Raw genomic sequence first — 23,772 nt, 5'->3', positions numbered from 1 at the left:
CCATGGCTGAGTCACTCATCGCAGCGTCTCCAGTTACCGAACAACTCACCCTGCCAGTGTTGGGGATGAGCTGCGCCGCCTGCCAGCATCATGTGGAGCAGGCTCTGCAGGCGACGGCGGGTGTGACGGAAGCACGCGTTGACCTGATGGCGCATCGGGCTACGGTGCAGTTTGATCCGGCGCATGTGCAGGCCGAGGCGATTGTCGAGGCCATCCGCGCGGCGGGCTACGATGCGGTGCTGCCCCGTGCTGGCGAAACCAAGAGCGCCCCCAAAGAAGACAAGATGCTGCAGGCCACGGTCATGCTGGCTGCGGGACTTTTGGCCATGCTGCTGGGTATGCCTCTGGGCATGAGCGGCGGCATGAGTGCGTTCGATCATCTGCTGATGCAGCTTATGCCGTGGCTCTACGCGATGCCTGCCGGGGTGCTGCGCTGGTCGCTGCTGGGCATGACGGCCATGCTGCTGGTGTGGGCGGGTCGGCCCATCTATGCGAGCGCGCTACGCGGGTTGCGCCACGGCGCTACGAATATGAATACGCTGGTGAGCCTGGGAACCAGCGTGGCTTTTTCCTGGTCAGCGTATGCGACCGTCTCTCCTGCAATAGACCGGTCGGTCTATTTTGATGCGGTGCTGATGATTCTGGGCTTTCTGCTGCTGGGCAAGAGTCTGGAAGGTCGCGCCCGCCGTCGTGCATTGGCTGCGCTGGATTCGCTGACGCGGCTGAAGGCGCAGACCGCACGCAAGGTTGTGGACGGGGTGGAGTCGGTTGTGCCGCTCGATCAGGTGCGGGTGGGCGATGCGGTACGGGTGCTGGCTGGCGAGCGCATTCCGGTGGACGGGACGATTCTGGAAGGTCGCACTACGGTGGACGAGTCCATGCTGACCGGCGAGAGTACGCCGCTGGAGCGTGGGCCGGGTGGGCGCGTGCTGGCCGGGTCGCTCAACTACGACGGGGTGGTGCTTTGCCGGGCGGAGTCGCTTGGTGAGGCCACGGTGCTTGAGCAGATTACGCGCATGGTGGAGCAGGCGCAGGGCTCGCGCGCTCCCATGGAACGGCTGGCCGACCGGTCCAGCGCGATTTTTGTGCCGGTGGTGCTGGGGCTGGCGCTGCTCACTTTTGTGGGCTGGCTTGTCGCCGCGCACTCATTGCAACTGGCGCTGGCCAATACCGTGGCCGTGCTGGTGATTGCCTGCCCCTGCGCGATGGGGTTGGCGGTTCCGGCGGCGTTGACCGTGGCCGTGGGCCGGGGCGCGCAGTTGGGCGTGCTCTTCAAGGGAGGTGAGGCGCTGGAGCGGCTTGCCAACGTGGACGCGGTGGTGCTGGACAAAACCGGAACGCTGACCGTGGGCCGTCCGGTGTTGGAGTCCTTTACTGCATTCGCGGAGATGGACGAAAGGGCAGCGGTGCGCATGGCCGCCGCTGCCGAGGCGCAGTCGAACCATCCGCTGGCGCACGCGTTGCTGGAGCGGGCCAGCCAACTGGGCGTGGAAGTGCCCACCGCGGAGTCGGTGCAGAATCTGCCCGGTCGTGGACTGAGCGCGACCATCGAAGGTCGCGAGTGTTTGCTTGGCAATGCGGCGCTGTTTGCGGAGTTTTTTCTGCCGCTACCAGCGCGTGAGAAAAAGCCGGGCGCAACGCAACTGTGGATGGCGCTGGACGGCAAGGTGACTGGTCTGTTTGAGGCGCGAGATGCGCTGCGGCCCGATGCGGCAGAGGCCGTGGCGGCGTTGCGTGTGGCGGGCTTGCGGGTGCTCATGCTTACCGGCGACTCGGCTGAGGCGGCCGCGCCCATGGCCAAAGCTGCGGGAATCGACGAAGTGGAGGCCGGGCTGGATCCGGCGGGAAAGCTGGCCCACATTCGCGCGCTGCAGAAGACGGGCCTGCGGGTGGCCATGGTGGGCGACGGCATCAACGATGCGGCCGCGCTGGCTCAGGCAGAGGCTGGCATTGCCATGGGCAGTGGCGCGGATCTGGCGCAGGAGGCGGGCGATGTGCTGTTGCTGCATGCGCGGCCCGCGTCCATTGCCGCTGCGCTCATGCTGGCTCGCGCTACGGTGGGCGTGATGCGCCAGAATCTGGCCTGGGCGGTGGGATACAATCTGCTGGGCATTCCGCTGGCGGCGGGTGTTTTTTATCCTGCCTTCCACATTCTGCTTTCGCCCTGGATTGCGGCGGCGGCCATGGCGCTCAGTTCGGTCTGCGTGCTCAGCAACAGCCTTCGGCTGCGCGGCTGGAAGCAGTAAGAATGCATCTTCGACCAAAACAAACAGAAAGTTTCACTCAGGAGTTAAAACCCACTCATTTTTGGCATTTTTTGGCACGACTGAAGTCGTGCCCTGACACGGAAAATTGAATTCTCGCAATTTTAAAACTTCCCAGACAAGTCTGCCGCTTCTTCATTTTGAAATCTGCTGACGGGGATGGTCGTTTTGCTGCCAGTCGGCACGATACACTTGTCCAAGAGCGAACCTGTGCGTATTCTGACCCGCTACATTCTCGGTGAAGTCCTCTCCCACGCCCTGATCGGCTGTGCGCTGTTTACCTTCATTCTGTTCATGCCGTATTTGCCGCATGTGCTGGAAATGGTGGTACGCAACAGCTCCAGTTTTTCAAGCGCGGTCGAGATCTTTTTGTTCATGATGCCCAACCTGCTGCGGGTGACCATCCCGATGTCGGTGCTGGTGGGTGTTCTGCTGGGCTTCAGCCGTCTGGCGGCTGACAGCGAGGTGATCGCCATGCGCGCCTCGGGGCTTGGCATCTGGTACTTTGTGCGCGTGGCTTCGATTGTGGCTGTGGGCGGCATGTTGCTGGGGTTATGCAACTCGCTCTATCTGGCGCCGCGGGCCAACTCCGCCATTCTGGAGATGGAGCACTCGCTGGGCGCTTCGCAGGCCAGCTACGAGATTCAGCCGCGCGTTTTCTACGAAGACTTCAAAAATTTTGTTTTGTATGTGCAGGACGTACGCTCCGGTTCGGGCGCGGCCAACTGGCGGCAGGTTTTTATGGCCGACGTTACCGATCCCACTACGCCGGTGGTGACGACGGCTGCTTCGGCCACCGTGGTAAATGACTCCACACAGGTTTTGTTGATGCGCCTGCGCGATGGGGCGCGGCACGAGACCAAGAGTGGTGAGTCGGACCAATACAATATTTACACTTTCATCACCACCGATATGCCGCTCATGCTGAATTCGCAGAGCGACGTGCATGTGGGCCGGGCAGACACCGCAATCTATGCCTTGCCGATGCGTGACCTGCTGCAACTGACGCATGGACCTGATGGCCGCCGCTACCAGCTCGAACTACAGAGCCGGTTTTCGTTTCCCGCTGCCTGCCTTGTGCTGATGCTGGTGGGTGTGCCGCTGGGTGTGGCTTCGCGGCGCGGTGGCAAAAGCTCGGGCTTTGTTTTTACCGTGCTGCTGGTTTTTGTTTATTACTTCCTTTCCTCTACCGGTATGGCGCTGGGCAAGCAGAACAAGATTCCGGTCTTGCTTTCTGTGTGGTCAGCCAATCTGCTCTTTGCCAGCGTGGGTTTGTTCCTGCTTTGGCAGATGGCCACGGGAGGGAATCGTCTGGCTTCACTGATGGCCTGGGCGGCGCGTGCTCCCAAGGTTGTTGATCCAGCTGAAGAGAAGCAGGTTTCCTGGCTGACCCGCATGCTGGGTAAGCTGCAACCCCGCATGAATCGCGACCGTTCGCGCAATGCTTTTCCGCGCATCCTGGATGAGTATGTGGTGCGCGAGTTTCTGCTGATGTTTGTTCTGGTGCTGGCCTCGTTTGTCATGCTCATGCTGGTCTTCACCTTCTTTGATCTGATTGGCGACATTATTCGCAATCACATTCCCATGGCTACGGTGGGCGCCTACCTGGTGAACCTGACGCCGAGCATGATCTATCAGATTGCGCCGCTGGCGGTGCTGATTGCGGCGCTGGTCACCTTTGGCGTGCTCAACCGCAATAGCGAGATCATCGCCATGAAGGCCACCGGCATCAGCCTTTATCGGCTGGTGATTCCTACCATCTCCATCGCCGCCATTCTTTCGGTGAGTCTGTTTCTCTTCGACGATTTCTATCTGCCGCAGGCCAACCGTCGGCAGGAGGCGCTGCGTGCCACCATCAAGGGTCGTCCGCCGCAGACCTTTCTGCATCCCGAGCAGAAGTGGATCTTCGGGCAGACGCACCCAGGTGAGCCGGGGCGCATCTTCTACTACCAGTTTTTTGATCCGGATCGCAACGAGTTCGGCAATTTGTCGGTTTTTGAGTTCAATCCAGCGACTTTCGCTCTCTCTCGTCGCATCTTTGCTGGACGCGCCACCTGGGACGAGAACAGTAGTACATGGCGCTTCCAGAATGGCTGGAGCCGCGAGATGAATGGTGCTGAAACCACCGGCTATCGTGAGTTCAAGCAAACCTCTTTCAGTGAAATTCAGGAAGATCCCAGCTACTTCAAGAAGGAAAACCTGCAATCGCAGGAGATGAACTTCCATCAGCTGGATGTTTACATTCGCGATCTGCAACAGAGTGGCTTTGACACCAAGCGCCTGAGCGTGGCCTTGTGGCACAAGGTTTCATATCCGCTGGTGGCTGTGGTGATGGCCATGCTGGCCATTCCCTTTGCACTTTCCATGGGACGTCGTGGCTCACTGGCTGCGATTGCCATAGCCATTGCTGTGGCGCTCAGCTATTGGGTTGTTGATAATGCCTTTGGCGCGATGGGCAACGTAAACTATTTGCCCGCAGCCATGGCGGCATGGTCGGCCGATGTGCTCTTCGGGCTGACGGGCGGCTATCTGCTGCTGCGTACGCCCACATAGGAAAAATCCTGAACCGGACGGATTCTCGGGCGCAGGATTCCGGGCGAAAGCAGATGCGCTTCCGCATCCCGGCTCCGCACCCCGTACAATAAAAGCATGTTTCGCGATTTACGCCCACTCTTCGGATACATGCGCCGCTACCGCTGGGGGTATGTTGCAGGCATTCTTTCCTGCGTCTGCACCAACGCCATCTGGGTGCAGTTTCCGCGCGTGCTTGAAAAAGCCATCGACGCCATGCAGAAGCATGAGGCTACGCGCAACACGATTCTGCTTTTTGCCGGGTTGTTGGTGGGCATTTCGCTCCTCAAAGGCATCTTCCTCTACGCGCAACGCTGGATCCTGATCGGCATTTCACGCGACATTGAAGTGGATCTGCGCAACGACCTTTTCCGCAAGCTGGAGGCGCAGGACTCGGGTTTTTACCAGACCTATCGCACTGGCGACATCATGGCCCGCATGACCAATGATCTGAATGCGGTGCGCATGTTGCTGGGGCCGGCGCTCATGTATAGCGTCAATACCCTTTTTTTTACCGTCGGCGCTCTGTATTTTGTGCTGCGCATCAGTCCCTGGCTGACGCTGGTGGCGTGGGCTCCCATGCCGCTGGCCAGCATCCTCATCCAGTACTTTGGCAGCCGCATCCACACGCGTTTCGAGCGCATTCAGGCCAGCTTCAGTGATATTTCTTCGCAGGCGCAGGAAAACTTTTCCGGTGCGCGCCTGATCCGCGCTTTCGCCCGTGAAGAATCCCAGGTCAAGCTCTTTGAACGGCTCAATCGCGAGTACATCGGCCGCGCGCTCAAGCTGGTTCAGCTGATGGGCATGCTCTGGCCTTCGCTGGAATTCATTCTGGGTCTGGCGATGATCATTACGCTGGTGGCGGGCGGAAGACTGGTTACTGCGCACGGCATCACGGTGGGCCAGTTCGTCGAGTTCAACACCTTCATGATTCTGCTCACCTGGCCGATTATCGCCATCGGTTGGGTCATCAACATCTTTCAGCGCGGCACTGCATCGGTCAAACGCATCGATGAACTGCTGCGCAGTGTACCTTCCATCGATGATCACGGGGCAGATGCTTCGATTGGGCCGGAGACGGTGTTGAAGGGTGAGATCGAGTTCAGGAATCTTGACTTCAGCTATGGAGAAACCAAGGTTCTCGACGGCGTTTCGCTGAAGATTCCTGCCGGTTCCAGTCTGGCCATCGTCGGCCCCACCGGATCGGGAAAATCTACACTGGTCAGCCTGCTGGCACGGCTTTACGATGCGCCCGATGGTGCGCTGCTCATTGATGGCCGTCCGGTGCGGGAGTATCCGCTGGCCGTGCTGCGTAAAAACATCGGTATGGTGCCACAGGAGACCTTCCTGTTCAGCGAGAGCATCCGCGAAAATCTTCTCTTTGGCGCACCCGATGCAGGCAACGAAGAGATGCTCAAGGCTGCCGAGGCCGCCCACATCCGTGCGGAGTTCGAGGAGTTTCCCGAGGGCTTTGAAACGGTCGTTGGTGAGCGCGGCGTGACGCTTTCCGGTGGACAGAAGCAGCGCTCGTCCATTGCCCGCGCACTGCTGCGGCGGCCCTCAATTCTTATCCTCGATGATGCTCTGGCCTCGGTTGATACCTACACCGAAGAGCGCATTCTGGGCGGGTTGCGCAGCTACACAACGGAATCCACCACACTCCTGATTTCGCATCGCGTATCGACGGTGCGCAACGCCGACCAGATCGCCGTGCTCAACCACGGACGCATTGTCGAACTGGGCAGCCACGACGAGCTGATTGCTCGCAACGGCTATTATGCGGGGTTGTATCAGAAGCAACAGTTGGAAGAAGAACTGACCGTTACGAACTGATTTTTATTGAATGTGTCTATGTTTATGCTTTCCGCTGTGCGCTGTTGCAGTAGAGCAACAGCGCACAGCGGAAAGAAAAATCAGGCATTCCAGTGCGAACCGCCACTGGGTACTTCGTAGTCTCCCATGCCAAAGGCCTGCTGCCCACCTGTCTGGGAGGGAGATGGATTCAGCGAAGGATCCTTGGCCACTTCGCGCCAGGCATCGCGCACGTTGCGTACGCAGTCAATCGCATGTTCAAACTTGCTGCTTGAGGCAGATTGCGAAGCTTGCAGAATCTGCGCGAAGATTGATGCGTAGAACTCGCTTAGAGCCTGCGCCGGTTTTCCGCCCACGTCCATGCGCAGCCGCGCCTGCAGGTGAATAATGATGTCGAGCGCACGCTTGACCGCTGCCCGGCGTCCGTCCGTATCGCCGCGCTCAACTGAGGCTACGGCCGCGTACAGAAAGCGGATAATTCCGTCGTAAAGAGCCACTACAAGATCCACTGCAGAGGCGCCTTCGAGCGCGTGTTCCTGATAATTTCCCATTCTGTGCTGCTCCTGAGGACGACGCCGTCGGTGCCGTCTAACTTCCCATCTTGTCCAGTTCGCCGCTCTTGATGGGCTTCTGTCTTTGTTTGCAAGCCCTGTCGTGGATGCGGTAGAAGCTTTAGAGCATCTTCGGAAGACATATAGACTTTTCAAGCGTGCTTCGGAGTGGCTTTTTCTGAATGAAAAAAGCCACTGACGAGCGCTTCTCTGGTCTACTGCAACTCCGAAAATGCCTTACCCCTTCTGGTTATAGCCAGAGATGGCCGAGTAGATTTCGTTAACCTCCGACACCTGCGAGGGAATATCCTGCAGAACTTCATTGGCTTTGGTTAATTGCCCCGTGATGCGCTTTTGTTCGCTGGCAATCTGGGTCTCTTCGCGCGAGATGTCGGCATTGAGTGTTGACTCCGTGTTGGCGTTGGAGCGCAGTGCCATGGCCATCATGCCCAGGTTGGAACTGGAACTTGCGTTGTTGAGCATGCCGTAGACGCTTTGGCCCCAACTGTTGGCGTTCTGAAACAGGGCCTGTACGCTTTTGAAGTCAGTGTTCAGCTTGGAATCAAGCGCGGATGCATCCAGTTGGATGGTGCCATTGTTGTTGCTCGATATGCCCAGTCCACTGATTGTGTTGATGTCGGAGGAGTTGGTGTAGCTCATCGGACTGGTGCTGGTGTCGGTGAGATTGGAGTTGACAGCCAGTGCTCCGGCAGTTCCTGGGGTGTCCGAGGTCAGCGTCAGCTTGGTTCCGTCGTTGCTTAGCGCAGCAGTAACGCCGATGCCTGCATTATTGATGGAATCCATCAGGCCGTTGAGCGTGTTGTTGGCCGGATCGACCGAGATGGTCTGTGCCGCATTCTTGCCCACCGTGATCGTCATGGTGCCGCTCAGCGTATCGCCACTGGAGGTGAGTGAGCCAATACTGCCGCTGTCGGGGGTGCTGGTGGTAAAGCCGGCGTCGGCATAGTTCAGGCCGGGCTGCACTGCCAGGTCGGAGTTTACCTTCAGGGCACCTGCCGTGCCAGAGAGCTGCGAGGTCAGCGTCAGCGTCGCAGTGCCGTTCTTGCTGACCACAGCGGCTGCTACGCCGATGTTGGCCGAGTTGATTGAAGAGGCTAATCCGTCGATCGTGTCGTTCGAGGAGTCTACGGCGATGGTCTGCGCATCCGCCGTGCCTGCCTGAATCACCAGCGAGCCGGTAAGCTTGGTGGCATTGTTGGCCGGTACCGAGGTGAAGTATCCCGTGGGATTGTGCATGATTACGCTGGACAGAAGATCCTGTTGCAGCATGCTCAGGGTGGGCGAACCGAACAACGGTTCGGCGTTGCCACTGCTGTCATAGCCTTCCTGAGAGTTGATGGCAGTCAGCAGTTTGTTGTAATCGTTGACGAACTGATTCATGGCGCTTTCCGCGCCGGAGGTGTAGTTGGCGATGACCACCTGTACGTCGGCGCTGGATGGCGCCAGCAACTGCATGGTCAGGCCGGGAATCAGGTTGCTGACCGTGTTCGAGCCACTGGTAAGCTGGATGCCGTCGATCGTCAGGCTGGCATCGGCCCCGGTTACCGCCGATGTGTAGTCCAGCGGAGGGGTGATGGTGCTGATGGAGGAGTTTACCGTTAATGCGCCGTCTGCTCCCGGAATGCCCGAGGTCAACTTCAGACTCGAAGTTCCGTCGTCGTTGTTGACCAGCTTGGCGGTGACGCCAATGCCTGCCGCGTTGATCGAGTCAGCCAGTCCGGCGATTGTGCTGCCGTTGGGACCAATCGAGATGGTCTGTGCCGTGCCCGAACCAACCTGAATCGTCAGCGAACCGGAGAGTGTGGTGGCCAGACTGCTTACCTTTCCGAGTGTGCCGGAAGAGATTCCGTCGCTGGATTCATCTGCACTGCTGTAGCTGAGCGCGCTGCTAATGCCGACGGTATTGCCGGTAATCGAGAGCGTGCCGTCTTTGCCGGAGGTGCCGGAAACCAGACTGAGGCGTGACCCTGTGGCGTCGGAAAGTACGCTGGCGGTTACGCCCACGCCGGAGGCGTTGATCGACTGGGCCAGTCCGGAGAGCGTGTTGCTGCTGGGATCAACCGAGATGGTTTGCGCTGTTGCCGTACCCACCTGCAGTACCAGCGCGCCAGACAATTTGGCCTGAGAATCAGAGACCTCGGCTAGATAGCCGCTGGAAGTCTGGGCCAGACTGTTGACGGCTATCGAATGCGCGCCGGCCGCAGCGGAATTCGAGGCAGAGGCCAGCGCCAGCACGTTGGTGTTCGAACTGGAGCCGGTCTTCTCTGAAAGGATGCCGTTGGCTTCGGTTAATGAGCTGAGGTCCGTCGACAGCGTCGACAGCAGCGTACCCAGACTTGAGATGGTTGTGTCTTGGGTTTTCAGATTCGACAGTTGGGTCTTCCAGGGCGTTTCGACGTTCTGCAAGTTCGAGACAATCGAGGCTACTGTGGCCGAGACGTCAAATCCCTTGCCGCCAGTTGGAGACCCGAAATTTAGTCCGACGGTATTCAATCGCACCTCCCACGCCGAATTCTTGCAGCCGAAGGACCGGGGAGAAGGGGAAACGATTTGAAATTTCTCAGGGAAGAGGTGTCAGAACGCAACAAGGGCGTCCAGTAAGGACGCCCTTGTTGGTTTTGTCTGGTTTTGGCTCCGTTCGTCCTCAGCTTTTGGGTGGGACGAGGCGGAGGATTAGAGATTACTGGAGAAGCTTGGTGACTTCCTGCTGGATGCTGTTGGCCTGCGCCAGGGCCGAGATGCCGGTCTGGCTGAGGATCTCGTACTTCGACATGTTCGACGAAGCGGTGGCGTAGTCGGTAGCCTGTACGGCATTCTGAGCCGACTGGATGTTTTCCTGCTGGGTGCTGATCACGTTGGTGACAGCGTTCAGGGTGTTGATCTGTGCACCAATGTAGCCGTCCTGGGCTGCAACGTTGGCGATTGCCTTGTTGAGCACCGTCAGCGCGCTCTGGGCGTTGGACTGGCTGGACAGGTCATAGGTGGTCAGGTTGGCGGCTCCGCCGACCTTGGAGGTGTAGCTGATCTGCGCGGTGCCGATGCCGGACTGGATAGAAGCTGCGCCTGTAGCACCGGAGTCTGCCTGATCCTTCAGCGTAACCTGGCTCAGCTGGAAGGTACCCACGGCTGTCGGAGCGTTGTCGGCGGAGATGTTGCCGCGCACTTCGATGCCCAGATCACGACCGGTGGTCGAGGTGTCGCCGGTCGCCTGCTCGCTGGTCTGTACGCTGGCTACCAGGCCGAGACCTGCGGAGTTGACCTTGTTGACGATGGTGCTCATCGTGTCGGTGGCATTGGTGGTGTACTGGTAGGCCGTGAAAGCCTTGCCCGAATCCGCATCGTAGCCGGTGACGGTGATGTTCTGTCCGGCACCCACCAGATCGTTGGCAGATGCCACCTGGGATCCACCCTTGGTTACATCCTGGAAGACGCCCTGGCCCTGGCTGTAGTTGATCTTGCCGCCGGCATCGCCCACGCTGGAGCTGCTGACCGTGGCAAAGTGCAGCGAGTCAACCGAAGAACCGCCCGCGCTGGAGTCACCGACGTAGATCGAGACATCGGGACCGCCGAAGACCTGATTCTGGTTGTAGGTCGTCGTCGAACCGATGTTCGAGATTTCCGACAGGATCGACTGATATTCCTGGTTCGCAGCCGACTGCTGGCTGGAGTTAAGGGTGCCGTTGGAGACCTCGGTGGCCAGCGTTACGGCACGGTTAAGCAGGCTCGTCACTTGCGAAAGGGCACCATCGGCAACCTGCAGAAGGCCCACGCCTTCAGTCGCGTTGGTGGTGGACTGGCTCAGGGCCTGCTGGTTGGACTGCAAACCATTGACCAGCGAAAGGCCGGCGGCATCATCCGCGCCAGAGTTGATCTTGGAACCGGAGGACAACTGCTGCAACGTCTTCGACAGACCGTTGTTGGTGTTGTTCAGGTTGTACTCGGCATAAGCCGCATTCAGGTTATTCAAAACACCCAGGGACATGGGGTTCTCCTTGTGGGATGCAGTGATTTACGGTTCCTGCCCCGAACTTGCCCCCATTTTTTTATTCCCTGGGTGACTTCCTTCGGTCCGGTTCCGATTGCATCTGGCCCCTTTTTCGGCCTGCGGCTTCCGGACTTTATTTACCCCCCATTTGTGTATCGGCTAAGGACAGTTTGCCTCTTTGTTTCTAATTTTTTAACTTTTTTCTCCTACACGCCGATACCTACCGCGAAGGAGTCCCGGTCCATGATCGAACTGACCCGATTGAACGGAAGCCCCATGATGATCAATAGTGATCTGATCAAGACAGCTGAATCTTCGCCCGATACGATGCTGACTCTCATCAATGGAGAGAAGCTGATCGTACGTGAAGACACGGCCACAGTAATCGAGAAGATTCTGGAGTATCGCGCCAGACTTCTTGCCGAGGTAGCGCGGCGTATGCCCGACCCAGCTCCTCTTGTGCGTCTGGCCGCCATCAGCAGCGCGGATGTAGCCGGAAGTCGCCAGCAGGATCGCAAACCCGGCCAGATCTAATCTTGCGTACTAAAAATAACTCCGGTGCGTCGCAGGGCCAGAACCGGAAACTAACTGGAAAAGCTGAGGGAGTGGAGCCGGCGCAGACCCGCCTCAGCTTTTCTGGAGTAGAAGAGATATGGATAAGGGCAGTATTGCGGGAGTCTTTTTAGCAGTTGCAGGCATTATTACCGGCCTTTTGATCGAGGGCGGCAACCTTGGCCAGATTATGCAACCGACGGCGGCGCTGATTGTCTTTGGCGGCACCATGGGTGCAGTTCTACTACAGTTTCCTCTTGCCACGGTCATCAAGGCATTCGGCGCGTTGGGGCACATCTTTGCCGCTCCGCGCAAGCATGACAAACAGTTGATTGATCTGCTGGTGTCGTTTGCCAACAAGGCCCGGCGCAATGGCGTGGTCTCGCTCGATTCCGATCTGCAGACTCTTCAGGATCCGTTTCTGAAACAGTCTCTGATGCTGGCTGTCGATGGTACTGAACCGGCCGAACTGCGCAAGATCATGCACGTCAGTCTGGAATCGGCGGTTGAAAACGAAGAACGGCTTCCCTCCGTTTTCGAGTCGGCCGGAGGATTTTCGCCCACCATCGGCATTCTGGGCGCGGTTCTGGGACTTATCCAGGTCATGCAGCATCTGGACAACATTTCGGAAGTGGGCCGCGGCATTGCGGTAGCCTTTGTGGCCACCCTGTATGGCGTGGGAATCGCCAACCTTTTCTTCCTGCCCTTTGCTGGCAAAATGCGCTTGCGCATTCATGACCAGCATCGCCGCCGCGAGATGATGCTGGAAGCTGTTATTTCCATCCTCGAAGGCATTAACCCACGCATGCTGGAGGTCAAACTGGCCGGATTTGTTGATCAGGAAGCTAGCAAGAAAGAAGCCGCCGCATGAGCTCACGAAGAAAAGGTGGTCACGCGAACAACGAGCGGTGGATGGTTTCCTATGCTGACTTCGTGACGCTGCTGTTCGCCCTGTTTGTGGTGATGTACGCGGTTTCGCGCCAGCAGCAGAAGGAAGTGCAGGTTTCGGGTTCCATCGATGAGGCTTTCCGCGCGTTGGGGCTGTTTCCTTCCTCTACGCGCTCTCCGAACAACAAGTCGGCGGGTGAGCAGGCCAGCACGGCCGACGGTCGTGAGAAGGCCGCCATTCCCATGAACATTGTCATGGGCGAAGATGTGCTGGCTCCAGCGCAGGTCAAGCATGACCTGGATCACATGCAGCGCCAACTGCAACAGACGCTTTCGCATGAAGTGGCTACTCACACGGTTTCCATCAAGATGGGCCGCGATGGGTTGGTGATCAGCTTGCGCGAGGCGGGTTTTTTTGCTTCCGGCTCGGCCACGCCCAAACCGGAGACCGTGCAAACACTGGCCAAGATTGCTGCGCAACTTAGCCAGACACCCTACGATCTGCGCGTGGAAGGGCACACCGACAATGTGCCGATGCACAGTGCCGAGTTTGATTCCAACTGGGAGCTTTCTACGGCTCGCTCCACGCGGATTGCCCGCATGATTCTCGGCTTGAAGGCAATTCCTTCAGACCGTATTTCAGCGGCGGGGTATGCGGAATTTCATCCTGTGGCCGGTAACGACACGCCGGAGGGGCGTGCCCAGAACCGTCGCGTCGATCTTGTCGTGATGCCGCGTACGGCCGTCAACTTTGCCGGCGATCAAAAGTTGGGTGGATCCTCTTCACCTCCCGGTGCATGGCGCAAAATTACCGATGGGGACTAACCAGGCGTGTAACCTGACCTGGAAACAGAAAAAAGAGCGCCGTTGCTTTCACGCAAGGGCGCTCTTTTTATGTGCTTTTAACCCTATTCGATGCCCAGAACCTTGACGATGATCCGTTTGCGCCGCTGACCGTCGAACTCGGCGTAGAAGATGCGCTGCCATGTGCCCAGGTCGAGTCGGCCGTTGGTGACGGGCAGGGTTGTTTCATGATGCAGCAGAAGCGACTTCAGATGCGCATCGCCATTGTCTTCGCCGGTCTGATGATGTTTGTAATCGGGCCGCGCCGGAGCCAACTCCTCCAACCACTTGCCAATGTCCTCGATCAGTCCGCTTTCGTGGTCGTTCACGTAGACGGCAGCGGTGATGTGCATGGGCGACACAAAGCACAGACCGTCCTGCACGCCCGAGCGCTGGACGACCTCTTCCACCTTGTCGGTGATGTGGACCATCTCCCGCACCTTGCGGGTTTCAAAGACCAGATATTCGGTATGACTCTTCATGCCCATGCGCATCGCTCCTTAGAACAGAGAACAGCTCTCCGCGGAAAGCTCGTCTACTATGCTAGGGAAGGCCATGGTATTTGACGAGACAATTCGTACCGCGCCAGCCGACAGGGCGACTTCGGTGTTCTGGCTGGAGCGGGGGGTGGCGGAGTTGCTGGCCGGGGAGCCATTGCGTGCGGCGCACAGCTTTCGCGCGGCCATTGACGCCGACTTCGACAATCTTGTGGCGCACCATGGACATGTGTTGGCGCTGCGGTTGGCCGGGCGCTTGCAGGCTGCGCTGCGGGGGGCGCTGGCGCTCAGTATTCTTGCCTCCAAGGATCCGTTGTCACATACCGCGCTGGCCTTGAGCCTGCAAGCTGCGGGAATGTGTGAGCCAGCCCAAAAGGCGGCCGCGCGCGCTCATGCCCTGCTTGTGGAAAGACAGCAGTAGCTTGCCCCCGGAGTACAAAAGAGCGCGGCCTTGTTTCTCATTCTCGGCAATGAGGTTTTTCAATGAGCGTGGCCAAAAAAGAGCCTGCCGAGCGCCGTCTGCGTCGTTTGCATGATCGCCTGTTTGCCGCCTACGAGGAGCAGCACTGGTGGCCTGCCCAAACCAGCTTTGAGGTGATTTTAGGTGCGTATTTGACGCAGAACACCTCGTGGAAGGCGGTCGAGCGTGCGCTTGAGAATCTGCGGGTGGCAGGTGCGCTCAACCTTGAGGGGTTGCGGGCGCTCTCGCTCGAAGAGCTGCGGCGGCTGATTCAGCCTGCGGGGTTTTATACGCGCAAGGCGCCTTCGCTCAAAGCATTTTTGTCGCTTCTGGACGAGAGCTACGGCGGATCGCTCGCAGCCATGGCTGCCGCGCCCACTGCAGCGTTGCGCAAGCAGTTACTTGATCTGCCTGGAGTGGGGCCGGAGACGGCCGATGCGATTCTGCTTTATGCCTTGGGCCACGCCGTGCCCATGGCCGACGAATATCTGCGCAGAATTGTGGAGCGCCACGGCCTGCGGACCAGAACCAGCAAAAATATTGGTTATGAAGAGCTGACGGAGCTGACGCAGGCGGCTTTTGCGGGCGATCCGGAAGAGACGAGGGCCCGGCTTTACAACGAATTCCATGCGTTGAGCGTGGCGGTGGGCAAGGCACACTGCGGCCGGACGGCAAATTGCAAGGGTTGTCCTCTGGCCTTCGACCTGGCTTGAAGCAGGTTTTCCTCCGGGAAGGTTCGTCCAGCCCGGTCTGGCATCGTAAGCTGGAAGACATGAGCACCAATAATCCGCAGAATCAGCCCACGCAGAAGATGAAAGTTATCCAGGCTGTCGACTACCGCGAGACTTACACCAACAGCGTGCAGGTTCGCTCCAGCGTTCTCGATTTCCAGGTTGTTTTTGGCGTGGCCTCGCCGGACGGCCCTGATGCGGTCCAGATTACCAATCAGAGCGGCGTGTTTTTGAGCCCGCAGCAGGCCAAGGTTCTGTTCAACGTGCTTGGCCAGCATCTGGCGCAGTATGAGCAGGCCTTTGGCGCGATCAAGCTGGAGCCGCAGGGCACCAATCTTCCGCCCAACCTGCCCCAGGGGCCGGTGAACTAGGGGCGAAGGCGTGCACGTGAAACGATTGTTCGATCAGCGCCCCGGAACTCTGAGCTATGCCTGGAGGGCCTTTCCGGTTATTTTCGTGGCGCTGCTGCTGACCCATGCAGCGCTGCTCAGCCTGCCCTACTTCTGGGATGAGGCTGGCTACTACATTCCGGCGGCTTGGGATTTTTTCCGCACCGGTTCGCTGATTCCCATCAGTACGCTGACGAATGCGCATCCGCCGCTGCCCAGTGTTTATCTGGCGCTCTGCTGGAAGCTGGCAGGTTTTAGCCCGCTGGTAACGCGTGTGGCTGTGCTGTTGGTGGCCTCGCTGGGCCTGCTGGCCGTGGGGCGCATTGCCATGCGGTTGGTGGGCGTGTTTACGGTGGCCTTTTGGACGGTGCTGCTGACCGCGCTCTATCCGGTGTGGTTTGCGCAGAGCACGCTGGCGCATGCGGATATTTTTGCTGCTGCCTGCGCACTGTGGGGTATGGTGTACGTGCTGCCCCAGCGCCAGCGCAATGCGCCGCTGGCTGCCATATGGTTTGCCGCCGCCGCGCTCAGCAAGGAAACCTCCATTGCGCTGCCGCTAACGCTTTCCGCGCTGGCCGTGCTCGAATGCCTGCAACTGCATGGCTCGGCCCGCTTGCGCCGTCTGCAGGAGGCGTTCTGGCTGGCTGCCGCAGTGCTGCCGCTGATGGGCTGGTACGCTTACCATCGCGCCAAAACCGGCTTCCTTTTTGGCAATCCTGAATTTTTACGCTACAACGCTCAGGCCAATCTTTCTCCGCTGAGGTTTCTGGCGGCTTTTGGCCATCGGGTGCTGCACCTGACCGCGCACATGAACCTGTTTGTGCCGGTTCTGATGGCAGCGGCCGCGCTGTTGCTGGCGCCCCGACCAGACGGCGATGGGCATGATCGCGCCCGCATTGACCGGGTTGTGCTGCGCCGCATTCTTGCGCTGTTGCTGGCCGAGAGCGTCTTCTTCAGTCTGCTGGGCGGAGCTCTGCTGACCCGCTATCTGCTGCCCATGTTTCCGCTGGTGCTGTTGCTGGCAATTACCATTCTTTATCGCCGCGCACCCTATTGGCATGCGCTGGCCGGAGTGTCGGCGGCAGGATTTGTGCTGGGTCTGTTCGTGAATCCGCCTTACGGCTTTGCGCCGGAAGACAATCTGGCCTACGCCCGCTTTGTACGCCTGCATCAGGAGGGCATTGCCCAGCTGCAGCAGCGCTATCCTGATTCGACCGTGCTCTCGGCCTGGCCCATGACCGACGAGCTGAATCGCCCTGAATTGGGCTACGTGAAGCAGCCCTTCGACGTAGTGTCGATTGACGACTTCAGCTCTGGGCAGGTGGCCAAGGCCGAAGCCGAGCCGGAACGCTATTCGACGGCGCTGGTTTTTTCCACCAAGTACGCTCCGGTTTCTCCTGTTTTTACGCTGGGAGCCCGCAGCCGGGCGCTAGACGAGCGCTACTTCGGTCTGCACAGCGACCTTCCGCCTGAGGCCATAGCTGTGCAATTGCATGGCACACTGGTCTGGAAGCGGGAAGAGCAGGGAATGTGGGTGGCGCTGATCCGCTTTGATCGTCAGATTGAAGCGCAGAACCTGCTGCCAGCTCTGGTCTCCCTGCCAGTTTCCGCAGGAGAGTAGCCATGTCGTCCTGTTGCTGTAGTGTGAATCCGCCGTCGCGCAAAGGGGACATTGCCCGGGCGCTGCTGGCTCTGTTGGCGGCCATACTGTTTACGGATTCGGCCATGCACTCCGCAGGGAAGAATGGCGAAGTTTCTCTGCTGCGCTGGTTTTTGGCGGGTATTTGGTGGCTGGTGGTGCTGTTATGGGCGTGGAGGGTTTGCCGGAGGGGGCGGAAGCGTTGTGCCTCTGCCTGCGTGCAGAACAAGCTGCCGGAAAAGTCGACTGATCCGTTGAGCAGATAGAGCGATTGGGGCGCGCCGCAAGCGGCCAAGCGCCTATAATCGCTAAGACGTGAGTACACATCTTTCATCGCGCCCGCTGCGTGCCGCTCTGGCGGCCATGGTTCTTGTTTTCACGCTTGCTCCGGTGCTGCCGGCGCAGGCTCAGGCTGCTGATGTGGCGGAATCCTCCGCCCAGGATCGCGGCCGTATCCTGCTGGTGCTGCCTTTTGACAATCGCAGTGGCCAGCCCAGTCTGGAATGGATACGCGAGGCCGCTGCCGATCTGTTGGGCCGCCGCTTTGGTTCAGCCGGTTTTGCGCCCATGCGCCGCACCGACCGCCGCTATGCACTCGACCATCTGGGGTTGCCGGAAAACTTTCAGCCCTCCCGTGCCAGCTCCATCAAGCTGGCTCAGACGCTGGACGCGGACTCCATCGTCGTGGGCAGTTTTCTGACCGATGGTTCGAATCTGGTGGCAGAAGCACGCATTGTGAATCTGACCAACCTGCGCATGAGCGAGCCAGTCCGGGCAACTGGGCCCATGCGTTCCATGGTCGAGGTTTTTGACGTTCTGGCCTGGAAGCTTACCCGCCAGCTTGATCCCAAGTTGAACGTGGCGCAAGAAACCTTCATCGCCGCCGGCAAAGACATTCGCGTAGACGCCTACGAGCAGTACATTCGTGGCGTGACGGAGCAGGATCAGGCGGAGCGTCTGCGTCATCTGCAGCAGGCCGTACAGCTTAATCCTGCCTTTGGTGCGGCATGGATGGCGCTCGGGCGCGAACAGTACAACATGCAGAAGTACGACGAGGCTGCTGCCACCTTTGCCAAGGTAGGCCGTGACGACCGCGATGCGCTGGAAGCCAGCTTTTATCGCGGCATTTCGCAGCTGTTCAGCGGCGATTACCCGGGTTCAGAGCAGTCCTTTGCCGCCGTGGCTCATCTGCTGCCGCTGGCCGAGGTGCTCAACAATCAGGGCGTGGCCGTTAGCCGCCAGAATCACGACGGAACCGATCTGTTCATCAAGGCGGAGGCTGCCGATCCTTCTTCGGCCGACTATCACTTCAATCTGGCTATCAGCCTCAAGCGCCACAATCAGATGGCAGGCGCGATCAATGAGCTGGCGCAGGCGCTCAAGCTGCATCCAGCCGACTACGAAGCACAGTCGTTGATGGCAGCCTGGAAGTCGCAGAACGGGGTTTCCGATGCGACGCTTGAGCCGCTCGAACGCATCGAGCGCACCTTCGATGAGGCCGCTTTCCGTCAGGCTGCGCAGATGATGGATCAGATGGACGAGCAGCGCATGGCCGCTCTTGCGCCTGTGGATCGCGCTCGCAAGCTGGTCGCGCAGGCCGGCCAATATCTTGACCGTGGACAGTTGCTGGAGGCGGAGCGGCTTTTTCAGGCTGCCATCAGTGACAATGAACGTCTGGCCGCAGCGCATGTGGGACTGGCAGAGATTCGCGAGCGCTCCGGCGCAATCGAGGACGCCCGCAAGGAAGCTCAGATCGCGCTCAAACTGGAGCCTGCCAACTCCGCCGCTCAGGATCTGCTCAAACAGACGGCAGATCATACAGGGCAGAACAAGTAGGGAAAAGAGCCGGCGGCAATCCCAGAGGAGCTTTGCATGAAGCTGCGTATGCGTCGGTTCTTTTCTTTGGTCATTACTCTGCTGGCTCTTCTTCCATGGGGTCTGGTCGCGACGGGCCTGCTCTTCCGGGCTTCCGCCGTAGCCCAACAGGCAGACCCTCGACCACTGGTCGTCAAACTCACCCTCGACGACACAATCCAGCCCATTACCGAGGATGAATTGCAACGTTCCATCGACCGCGCCAACCGCGAAGGTGCGGCGCTGCTGCTCGTTGAGCTGAATACCCCCGGCGGGTTGCTGGATTCCACGCGCACCATGGGCGGTGCGATTCTGTCCTCGCGAGTTCCCGTCGCAGTCTTCGTCGCTCCTGCCGGATCTCGTGCGGGTTCGGCCGGATTCTTTTTGCTGGAGGCGGCAGATGTGGCCGCCATGGCCCCTGGCACCAACGCCGGAGCGGCGCATCCAGTAAGCGAAATGGGCGCGATGGACGAGACCATGGCCCACAAGGTGACCAACGACGCCGAAGCCTTTTTGCGTTCCTACGTCACCCATCGCAACCGCAACGCGGATGTGGCCCAGAGTGCGGTGCATGATTCGCTCTCCTTTACGGCCGAGGAGGCTCTGCAGCAGCGGCTGGTGGATCTGGTGGCCCGCGATGACGCCGATCTGCTGGCGCAACTTAATGGCCGCACAATTACCCGCCTGGACGGTTCCACGCAGGTACTGCACACGGCCAATTTTCGGATGGAAGCCGTGGAACCCACGGTGCGCGACCGCCTGCTGGGGTGGTTGATGAACCCCAACATCGCCCTGCTGCTGCTGGTGGGCGGCGGGTTGCTTATCTATCTGGAGTTCAACGCTCCCGGCACGATTGTTCCCGGTGCGCTGGGTACGCTGATGGTGCTTACCGCCATCTTTGCGCTCAATCTGCTGCCGGTGCGTTTTACGGCGGTTCTGCTGCTGCTGGCTGCGGCAATTTTGCTCGTGCTGGAGGCCAAGTTTGGCGGTCACGGTGTGCTGGCCCTGGTTGGCCTGCTGGCGCTGGTCTTTGGAACCCTAACGCTGGTGGCGGCTCCGGTTCCGGAGCTGGCGGTAAGCCCGTGGGTGGCACTGGCCGTGGGCGCGGGCTTTGGCGGCATTACCATCTTTCTGCTACGCATTGCCGTGCGTGCCCGCCATCGCAAGACCCTGCTGGGCATTGACGCCATGGTTGGTTCCATGGCCGTGGCCATGGAACCGCTTGCCCCTGAGGGCCATGTGCAGGTGGAGGGAGAAATTTGGCGCGGAATCTCCGCCCAACCCATCGCCCAAGGCGCACCGCTTCGCGTTGTGGCGCACCGCCAGAACCTTCTGGTGGTGAAAGCCGCACCTACAGATCAAACAGGGGACTCCCACGCCTGAGTGGCCCGGGAGTACAATCCCTGCGACAGAGGTTGTTTGTCCGCGCCGTTGCAGGCTAGATTTGCGTGCGGTGCAGGCAGGCATTCCGTCTGAGAAAACGAGGTTTCTTTTATGGATGCATTGATGCCGGTACTGATTCTTGCGGCCATTGTTGTGCTCTATTTTGCCAACTGCATCAAGATCCTGCGCGAGTACGAACGCGCCGTCATCTTCACGCTGGGCCGCGTCAGCAAGGCGCCGGCTGGTCCGGGCATCATCTTTGTCTTCCGGCCTATCCAGCAGATGTTGCGCATTTCTCTGCGGCAGGAGGTGCTGGAGGTTCCAGCGCAGGACGTAATCACCCGCGACAACGTCACCATCAAGGTGAATGCCGTGGTGACGCTCTATGTGGTCAACCCCAACGATGCGGCCATCAAGGTTTCTAACTACATCTATCAGACCTCGCAGTTTGCCCAGACCACGCTGCGTTCGGTGCTGGGCGAGGTGGAACTGGATGAATTGCTCAGTCATCGCGACAAGCTCAATCTGCGCATCCAGAGCATCATCGACCAGCGCACTGAGCCCTTTGGCGTGAAGGTGGCGTCGGTTGAGGTAAAGCAGGTGGACCTTCCCGAACAGATGCTGCGCGCCATGGCCAAGCAGGCCGAGGCGGAGCGCGAAAAGCGGGCCAAAATCATTCATGCCGGAGGCGAGTTCGAAGCCGCGCAAAAGCTGGTGGATGCGGCTGCACTGCTGGCTACCCAGCCCATGACGCTGCAGTTGCGCTATCTGCAGACGCTGACCGAAATCGGCGTGGAAAAGAATACGACCATCGTCTTTCCGCTGCCCATCGAGCTGCTTTCGATTCTGAACAAGATTACGAGCAGTGTTCCGGTTGCTCCGCCGACAGTAGGGAAGCCAGAATAATTGTGCGGCAGGCGCAGCGGTGTGTCTTCGGATCTTCCGGACTCGTGAGGCTGCGGTTTCGGTCGATAGAAGAAGCAACCCTGCAAATGCAGTACAGCAGTTATCAATGAAGAAGATGCTCTAGGCTCCTCTCTGTCTTGGTCAGTTTCTGTGGCAGAGAGGGGAGAGCACAGGAACGAAGCATGCGCGGATACTTTGACGAGGGACCGGAAGAGAGCAAGCCTGGGCGGCGCGACGCTGAGTTGACACTTGGCGGAGGCACACTTTTGGCGATTTTCTTCGGCCTTGTGCTGCTCTGCGGTCTTTGCTTTGGGCTGGGCTATGAGGTGGGCCGCAACGGTGCTACCGCCATGGTCACGCTGCCTGCTGGCACTCCCGCTAAAACAGCCTCAGTCGCGCCTTCCGCACCCGCAGCATCATCCAAGCCGCAGGCCGCATCTGCTCCAGCAACGGCCGCTGCAGAAAATCCAGCTCCCCAGTCGCAGGAGCCTGCGCTCCCTGCTGTACAGCTTTCCGTGCCGTCGAGTGCGCAGCCCAAGGCCGCACCGCAGCCACAACCGAAGGCTCAGCCGCCTGCTCCTGCGCAGAGCGCCACACATGCGCCGCAGACCAGTGCTTCGTCTGCGAGTGCTGCGGGCAGTGCGCCGCTGATGGTACAGATTGCGGCCGTTGCCAATCCGGAAGATGGCGATGTGCTGGTGGCTGCGTTACGCAAACATGGCTATTCCGTGAGCGCGCGCCGCGAAGGCGACAATCTGATCCATGTGCGCATCGGCCCCTTTACGAGCCGCGATGAAGCCAACCGCTGGCGGCAGAAGCTGCTCAGCGATGGCTATAATGCGCAGGTGCAATAGCTCTACAGCACACCTTCCCACAGCTTCAACTCTGCCTCGGCAGGCCGCTCGGCCACATGGCTCTGCTGGTCAATGAGCATGGTGGCGCGTTCGCGCAGGGTGAATCCTGGCCACGCGGGCAGTCCGGCGGCGGCTGGCGTCTGATGTTTCAGAAATGCCTTCCACGCATCGTGCATCTGTAGTGCCATGCGTAGTTCCTCGGGTGTTTTCAAGTGCGGGCGGTTCCACACCAGCGGTACATCGCGTCCATGCGGAACAAGTCCCTGCGCTGCGCCCGCAGCCACGGCCAGATCCAGCCTGTAGACGAAGGCCCGTCCGCCCGCTGCAGCATGCGCCTCCGCAACCCGCATTGATGGCACCCAGTACTCCTCGGCCGTGAGCGCGCGAATGCGGCGCAGTTCCGCAGGCATCAGCGGATAGAGCGCTTTGTACTTTTGATAGACAGGAAGAAAAGCTTCCAGCGTCATGTTGCCGAGCTCGGCGGCTGTGGCGTCGTGCTGGGGATGAGGTCCGATGAACATCGCGCTCTCATCGTGTGCCGTGCCCAGCAGCAGCCGTTTGCCTATGCTCGAACCAGCGCGAATCGTCTCTACTGGTTTGCGTGGAACCAGTGTGCCATCGATCATGGCGCGCAGAGGAAAGTGTTTTGGCCAGTCCACCATGAAGCGCTGCTGCAGATGGATTAACTGCGCGGCCGGGGCAGTGGCGATGGCCGCTGCGGGGCTTCCGGTCTCACTCTGCCACAGTGCGGCAAAGCCCTCGGCCACCTGCTCGCTCTCTTCGCGTGTGGCAATGCGCTCGGCACCGCCGCTTTCGCTGGTTGCCTGCTGGAAGAGTTTTTCAGCCGTGGGCACACCCAGCAGAATATCGGTCAGTTTGGCTCCGGCAGATTGTCCTCCGATGGTCACGCGCTCGGGGTCGCCGCCGAACTCGGCGATGTTCTCCTTCACCCATGTGAGCGCGGCCAGCAGATCGCGCAGGGCATTGTTGGCGCTGTTCGCATAACCAGTGCCTAGCAGCGGTTCAGCATTCAGGAATCCCATCACGCCCAGGCGATAGGCCACGGTGACAATCACCACGCCTTCCGAAGCAAACATTGCGCCGTCAAACATGGGCTCGAAGGAACGCCCGTCAATGAAGCCTCCGCCATGAATCCACACCCATACGGGGTACGATCCCTTGGCGGCCGGTGCCCAGACGTTCAGCGCCAGGCAGTCTTCACCCTGCGCAAAGCCCGCGCCGGGCTGTACTGCGGCAGCGGCAAAGGTGGTGGCGTCACGCACGCCCTGCCACGCTTCCATCGGCTCCGGTGCGCGAAAGCGCAATGCGCCAATGGGTGGCCGTGCAAAGGGAACGCCGCGAAAGATGCGCACGCCGCCCAGCTCTTCGCCGCAGAGTGCGCCTGCTTTGGTGCGCACTACCACCGGATCGCCAGTGGCAAAAGCATGCAGCCAGTCGGGATTCATCGCCAGTGCTGCAGCCGTGCCCGAACCCAATAAAAAACTCCGCCGTGTGAGCATCTTTTTCTCTTTCTAACTTAGGTTCTTCTGTTCTGATTCTTACCGCACACCG

At 59.5% G+C, this 23,772-nt stretch carries 20 protein-coding genes; 15 read left to right on the top strand and 5 right to left on the bottom strand.

The features are described from left to right. Positions 1 to 2 precede the first annotated feature (2 nt). The 3 genes from ACOBR2_RS16965 to ACOBR2_RS16955 all read left to right on the top strand — a co-directional run bounded on the left by ACOBR2_RS16965 (position 3) and on the right by ACOBR2_RS16955 (position 6,668). Complete coding sequence (locus ACOBR2_RS16965) at positions 3 to 2,246, top strand: heavy metal translocating P-type ATPase (protein ID WP_420237288.1); 2,244 nt, start codon at positions 3 to 5, stop codon at positions 2,244 to 2,246. A gap of 228 nt (positions 2,247 to 2,474) precedes the next feature. After that, the gene (lptG, locus tag ACOBR2_RS16960) at positions 2,475 to 4,817 is read left to right on the top strand and encodes an LPS export ABC transporter permease LptG (protein WP_420237287.1); all 2,343 of its coding nucleotides are present in this window, start codon (positions 2,475 to 2,477) and stop codon (positions 4,815 to 4,817) included. Between the two features lie 96 nt (positions 4,818 to 4,913). Next, positions 4,914 to 6,668, top strand: a complete 1,755-nt coding sequence (locus ACOBR2_RS16955) for an ABC transporter ATP-binding protein (protein WP_420237286.1) — start codon at positions 4,914 to 4,916, stop codon at positions 6,666 to 6,668. A gap of 80 nt (positions 6,669 to 6,748) precedes the next feature. Here ACOBR2_RS16955 and fliS read toward each other — a convergent pair whose 3' ends face one another. The 3 genes from fliS to ACOBR2_RS16940 form a co-directional block, all read right to left on the bottom strand. Then, positions 6,749 to 7,198 (bottom strand): flagellar export chaperone FliS, encoded by a 450-nt coding sequence (fliS, locus tag ACOBR2_RS16950; protein WP_420237285.1) that lies wholly within the window; start codon positions 7,196 to 7,198, stop codon positions 6,749 to 6,751. A gap of 237 nt (positions 7,199 to 7,435) precedes the next feature. After that, positions 7,436 to 9,712 (bottom strand): flagellar filament capping protein FliD, encoded by a 2,277-nt coding sequence (gene fliD / locus ACOBR2_RS16945; RefSeq protein WP_420237284.1) that lies wholly within the window; start codon positions 9,710 to 9,712, stop codon positions 7,436 to 7,438. A 187-nt stretch (positions 9,713 to 9,899) separates the two neighbouring features. Continuing rightward, the gene (locus ACOBR2_RS16940; RefSeq protein ID WP_420237283.1) at positions 9,900 to 11,201 is read right to left on the bottom strand and encodes a flagellin; all 1,302 of its coding nucleotides are present in this window, start codon (positions 11,199 to 11,201) and stop codon (positions 9,900 to 9,902) included. Between the two features lie 246 nt (positions 11,202 to 11,447). Here ACOBR2_RS16940 and ACOBR2_RS16935 point away from each other — a divergent pair, with 246 nt between their 5' ends. The 3 genes from ACOBR2_RS16935 (at position 11,448) to ACOBR2_RS16925 (ending at position 13,469) form a co-directional block, all read left to right on the top strand. Beyond that, positions 11,448 to 11,738, top strand: coding sequence for a flagellar FlbD family protein (locus ACOBR2_RS16935; protein WP_420237282.1), 291 nt, complete (start codon positions 11,448 to 11,450; stop codon positions 11,736 to 11,738). Between the two features lie 118 nt (positions 11,739 to 11,856). Then, positions 11,857 to 12,627 carry a flagellar motor protein gene (locus ACOBR2_RS16930; RefSeq protein ID WP_420237281.1) on the top strand — a complete coding sequence of 257 codons (771 nt, stop codon included), beginning with the start codon at positions 11,857 to 11,859 and terminating at the stop codon, positions 12,625 to 12,627. Next, positions 12,624 to 13,469 carry an OmpA family protein gene (locus ACOBR2_RS16925; RefSeq protein WP_420237280.1) on the top strand — a complete coding sequence of 282 codons (846 nt, stop codon included), beginning with the start codon at positions 12,624 to 12,626 and terminating at the stop codon, positions 13,467 to 13,469. The genes ACOBR2_RS16930 and ACOBR2_RS16925 overlap by 4 nt, the downstream gene beginning before the upstream one ends. Before the next feature lie 83 nt (positions 13,470 to 13,552). On the opposite strand, the gene ACOBR2_RS16920 is transcribed toward ACOBR2_RS16925, so the two are convergent. Beyond that, positions 13,553 to 13,975, bottom strand: coding sequence for a secondary thiamine-phosphate synthase enzyme YjbQ (locus tag ACOBR2_RS16920; protein ID WP_420237279.1), 423 nt, complete (start codon positions 13,973 to 13,975; stop codon positions 13,553 to 13,555). Positions 13,976 to 14,042: 67 nt separating this feature from the next. On the opposite strand from ACOBR2_RS16920, the gene ACOBR2_RS16915 reads away from it, so the two are divergent. From ACOBR2_RS16915 to ACOBR2_RS16875, 9 genes are all read left to right on the top strand, one after another. Next, positions 14,043 to 14,405: a hypothetical protein gene (locus tag ACOBR2_RS16915; protein WP_420237278.1), complete on the top strand. Its 363-nt coding sequence runs from the start codon at positions 14,043 to 14,045 to the stop codon at positions 14,403 to 14,405. A gap of 62 nt (positions 14,406 to 14,467) precedes the next feature. Continuing rightward, positions 14,468 to 15,157: an endonuclease III domain-containing protein gene (locus ACOBR2_RS16910; protein ID WP_420237277.1), complete on the top strand. Its 690-nt coding sequence runs from the start codon at positions 14,468 to 14,470 to the stop codon at positions 15,155 to 15,157. 59 nt (positions 15,158 to 15,216) lie between these two features. After that, entirely contained in the window at positions 15,217 to 15,546 is a 330-nt protein-coding gene (locus ACOBR2_RS16905) for a DUF3467 domain-containing protein (protein ID WP_420237276.1), read from the top strand. Positions 15,547 to 15,562: 16 nt separating this feature from the next. Next, positions 15,563 to 17,185, top strand: a complete 1,623-nt coding sequence (locus ACOBR2_RS16900; RefSeq protein WP_420237275.1) for an ArnT family glycosyltransferase — start codon at positions 15,563 to 15,565, stop codon at positions 17,183 to 17,185. Between the two features lie 2 nt (positions 17,186 to 17,187). Continuing rightward, the gene (locus ACOBR2_RS16895; protein ID WP_420237274.1) at positions 17,188 to 17,469 is read left to right on the top strand and encodes a hypothetical protein; all 282 of its coding nucleotides are present in this window, start codon (positions 17,188 to 17,190) and stop codon (positions 17,467 to 17,469) included. Positions 17,470 to 17,518: 49 nt separating this feature from the next. Further along, on the top strand, positions 17,519 to 19,039 hold the full coding sequence (locus tag ACOBR2_RS16890; RefSeq protein ID WP_420237273.1) for a tetratricopeptide repeat protein: 1,521 nt from the start codon (positions 17,519 to 17,521) through the stop codon (positions 19,037 to 19,039). 36 nt (positions 19,040 to 19,075) lie between these two features. Beyond that, complete coding sequence (locus ACOBR2_RS16885) at positions 19,076 to 20,440, top strand: NfeD family protein (protein WP_420237272.1); 1,365 nt, start codon at positions 19,076 to 19,078, stop codon at positions 20,438 to 20,440. A 111-nt stretch (positions 20,441 to 20,551) separates the two neighbouring features. Continuing rightward, positions 20,552 to 21,346, top strand: a complete 795-nt coding sequence (locus ACOBR2_RS16880; protein WP_420237271.1) for a slipin family protein — start codon at positions 20,552 to 20,554, stop codon at positions 21,344 to 21,346. Between the two features lie 182 nt (positions 21,347 to 21,528). Then, entirely contained in the window at positions 21,529 to 22,200 is a 672-nt protein-coding gene (locus ACOBR2_RS16875) for an SPOR domain-containing protein (RefSeq protein ID WP_420237270.1), read from the top strand. Between the two features lie 2 nt (positions 22,201 to 22,202). Here ACOBR2_RS16875 and ACOBR2_RS16870 read toward each other — a convergent pair whose 3' ends face one another. Next, positions 22,203 to 23,720, bottom strand: coding sequence for a carboxylesterase/lipase family protein (locus ACOBR2_RS16870; protein WP_420237269.1), 1,518 nt, complete (start codon positions 23,718 to 23,720; stop codon positions 22,203 to 22,205). Between the last annotated feature and the right edge of the window lie 52 nt (positions 23,721 to 23,772).

This window comes from Telmatobacter bradus (genome assembly GCF_048629425.1).
GTDB lineage: Bacteria > Acidobacteriota > Terriglobia > Terriglobales > Acidobacteriaceae > Telmatobacter > Telmatobacter bradus.
The sequence above is the reverse complement of the archived record's forward strand: the minus strand, read 5'-3'. Positions and strand labels throughout refer to the sequence as shown.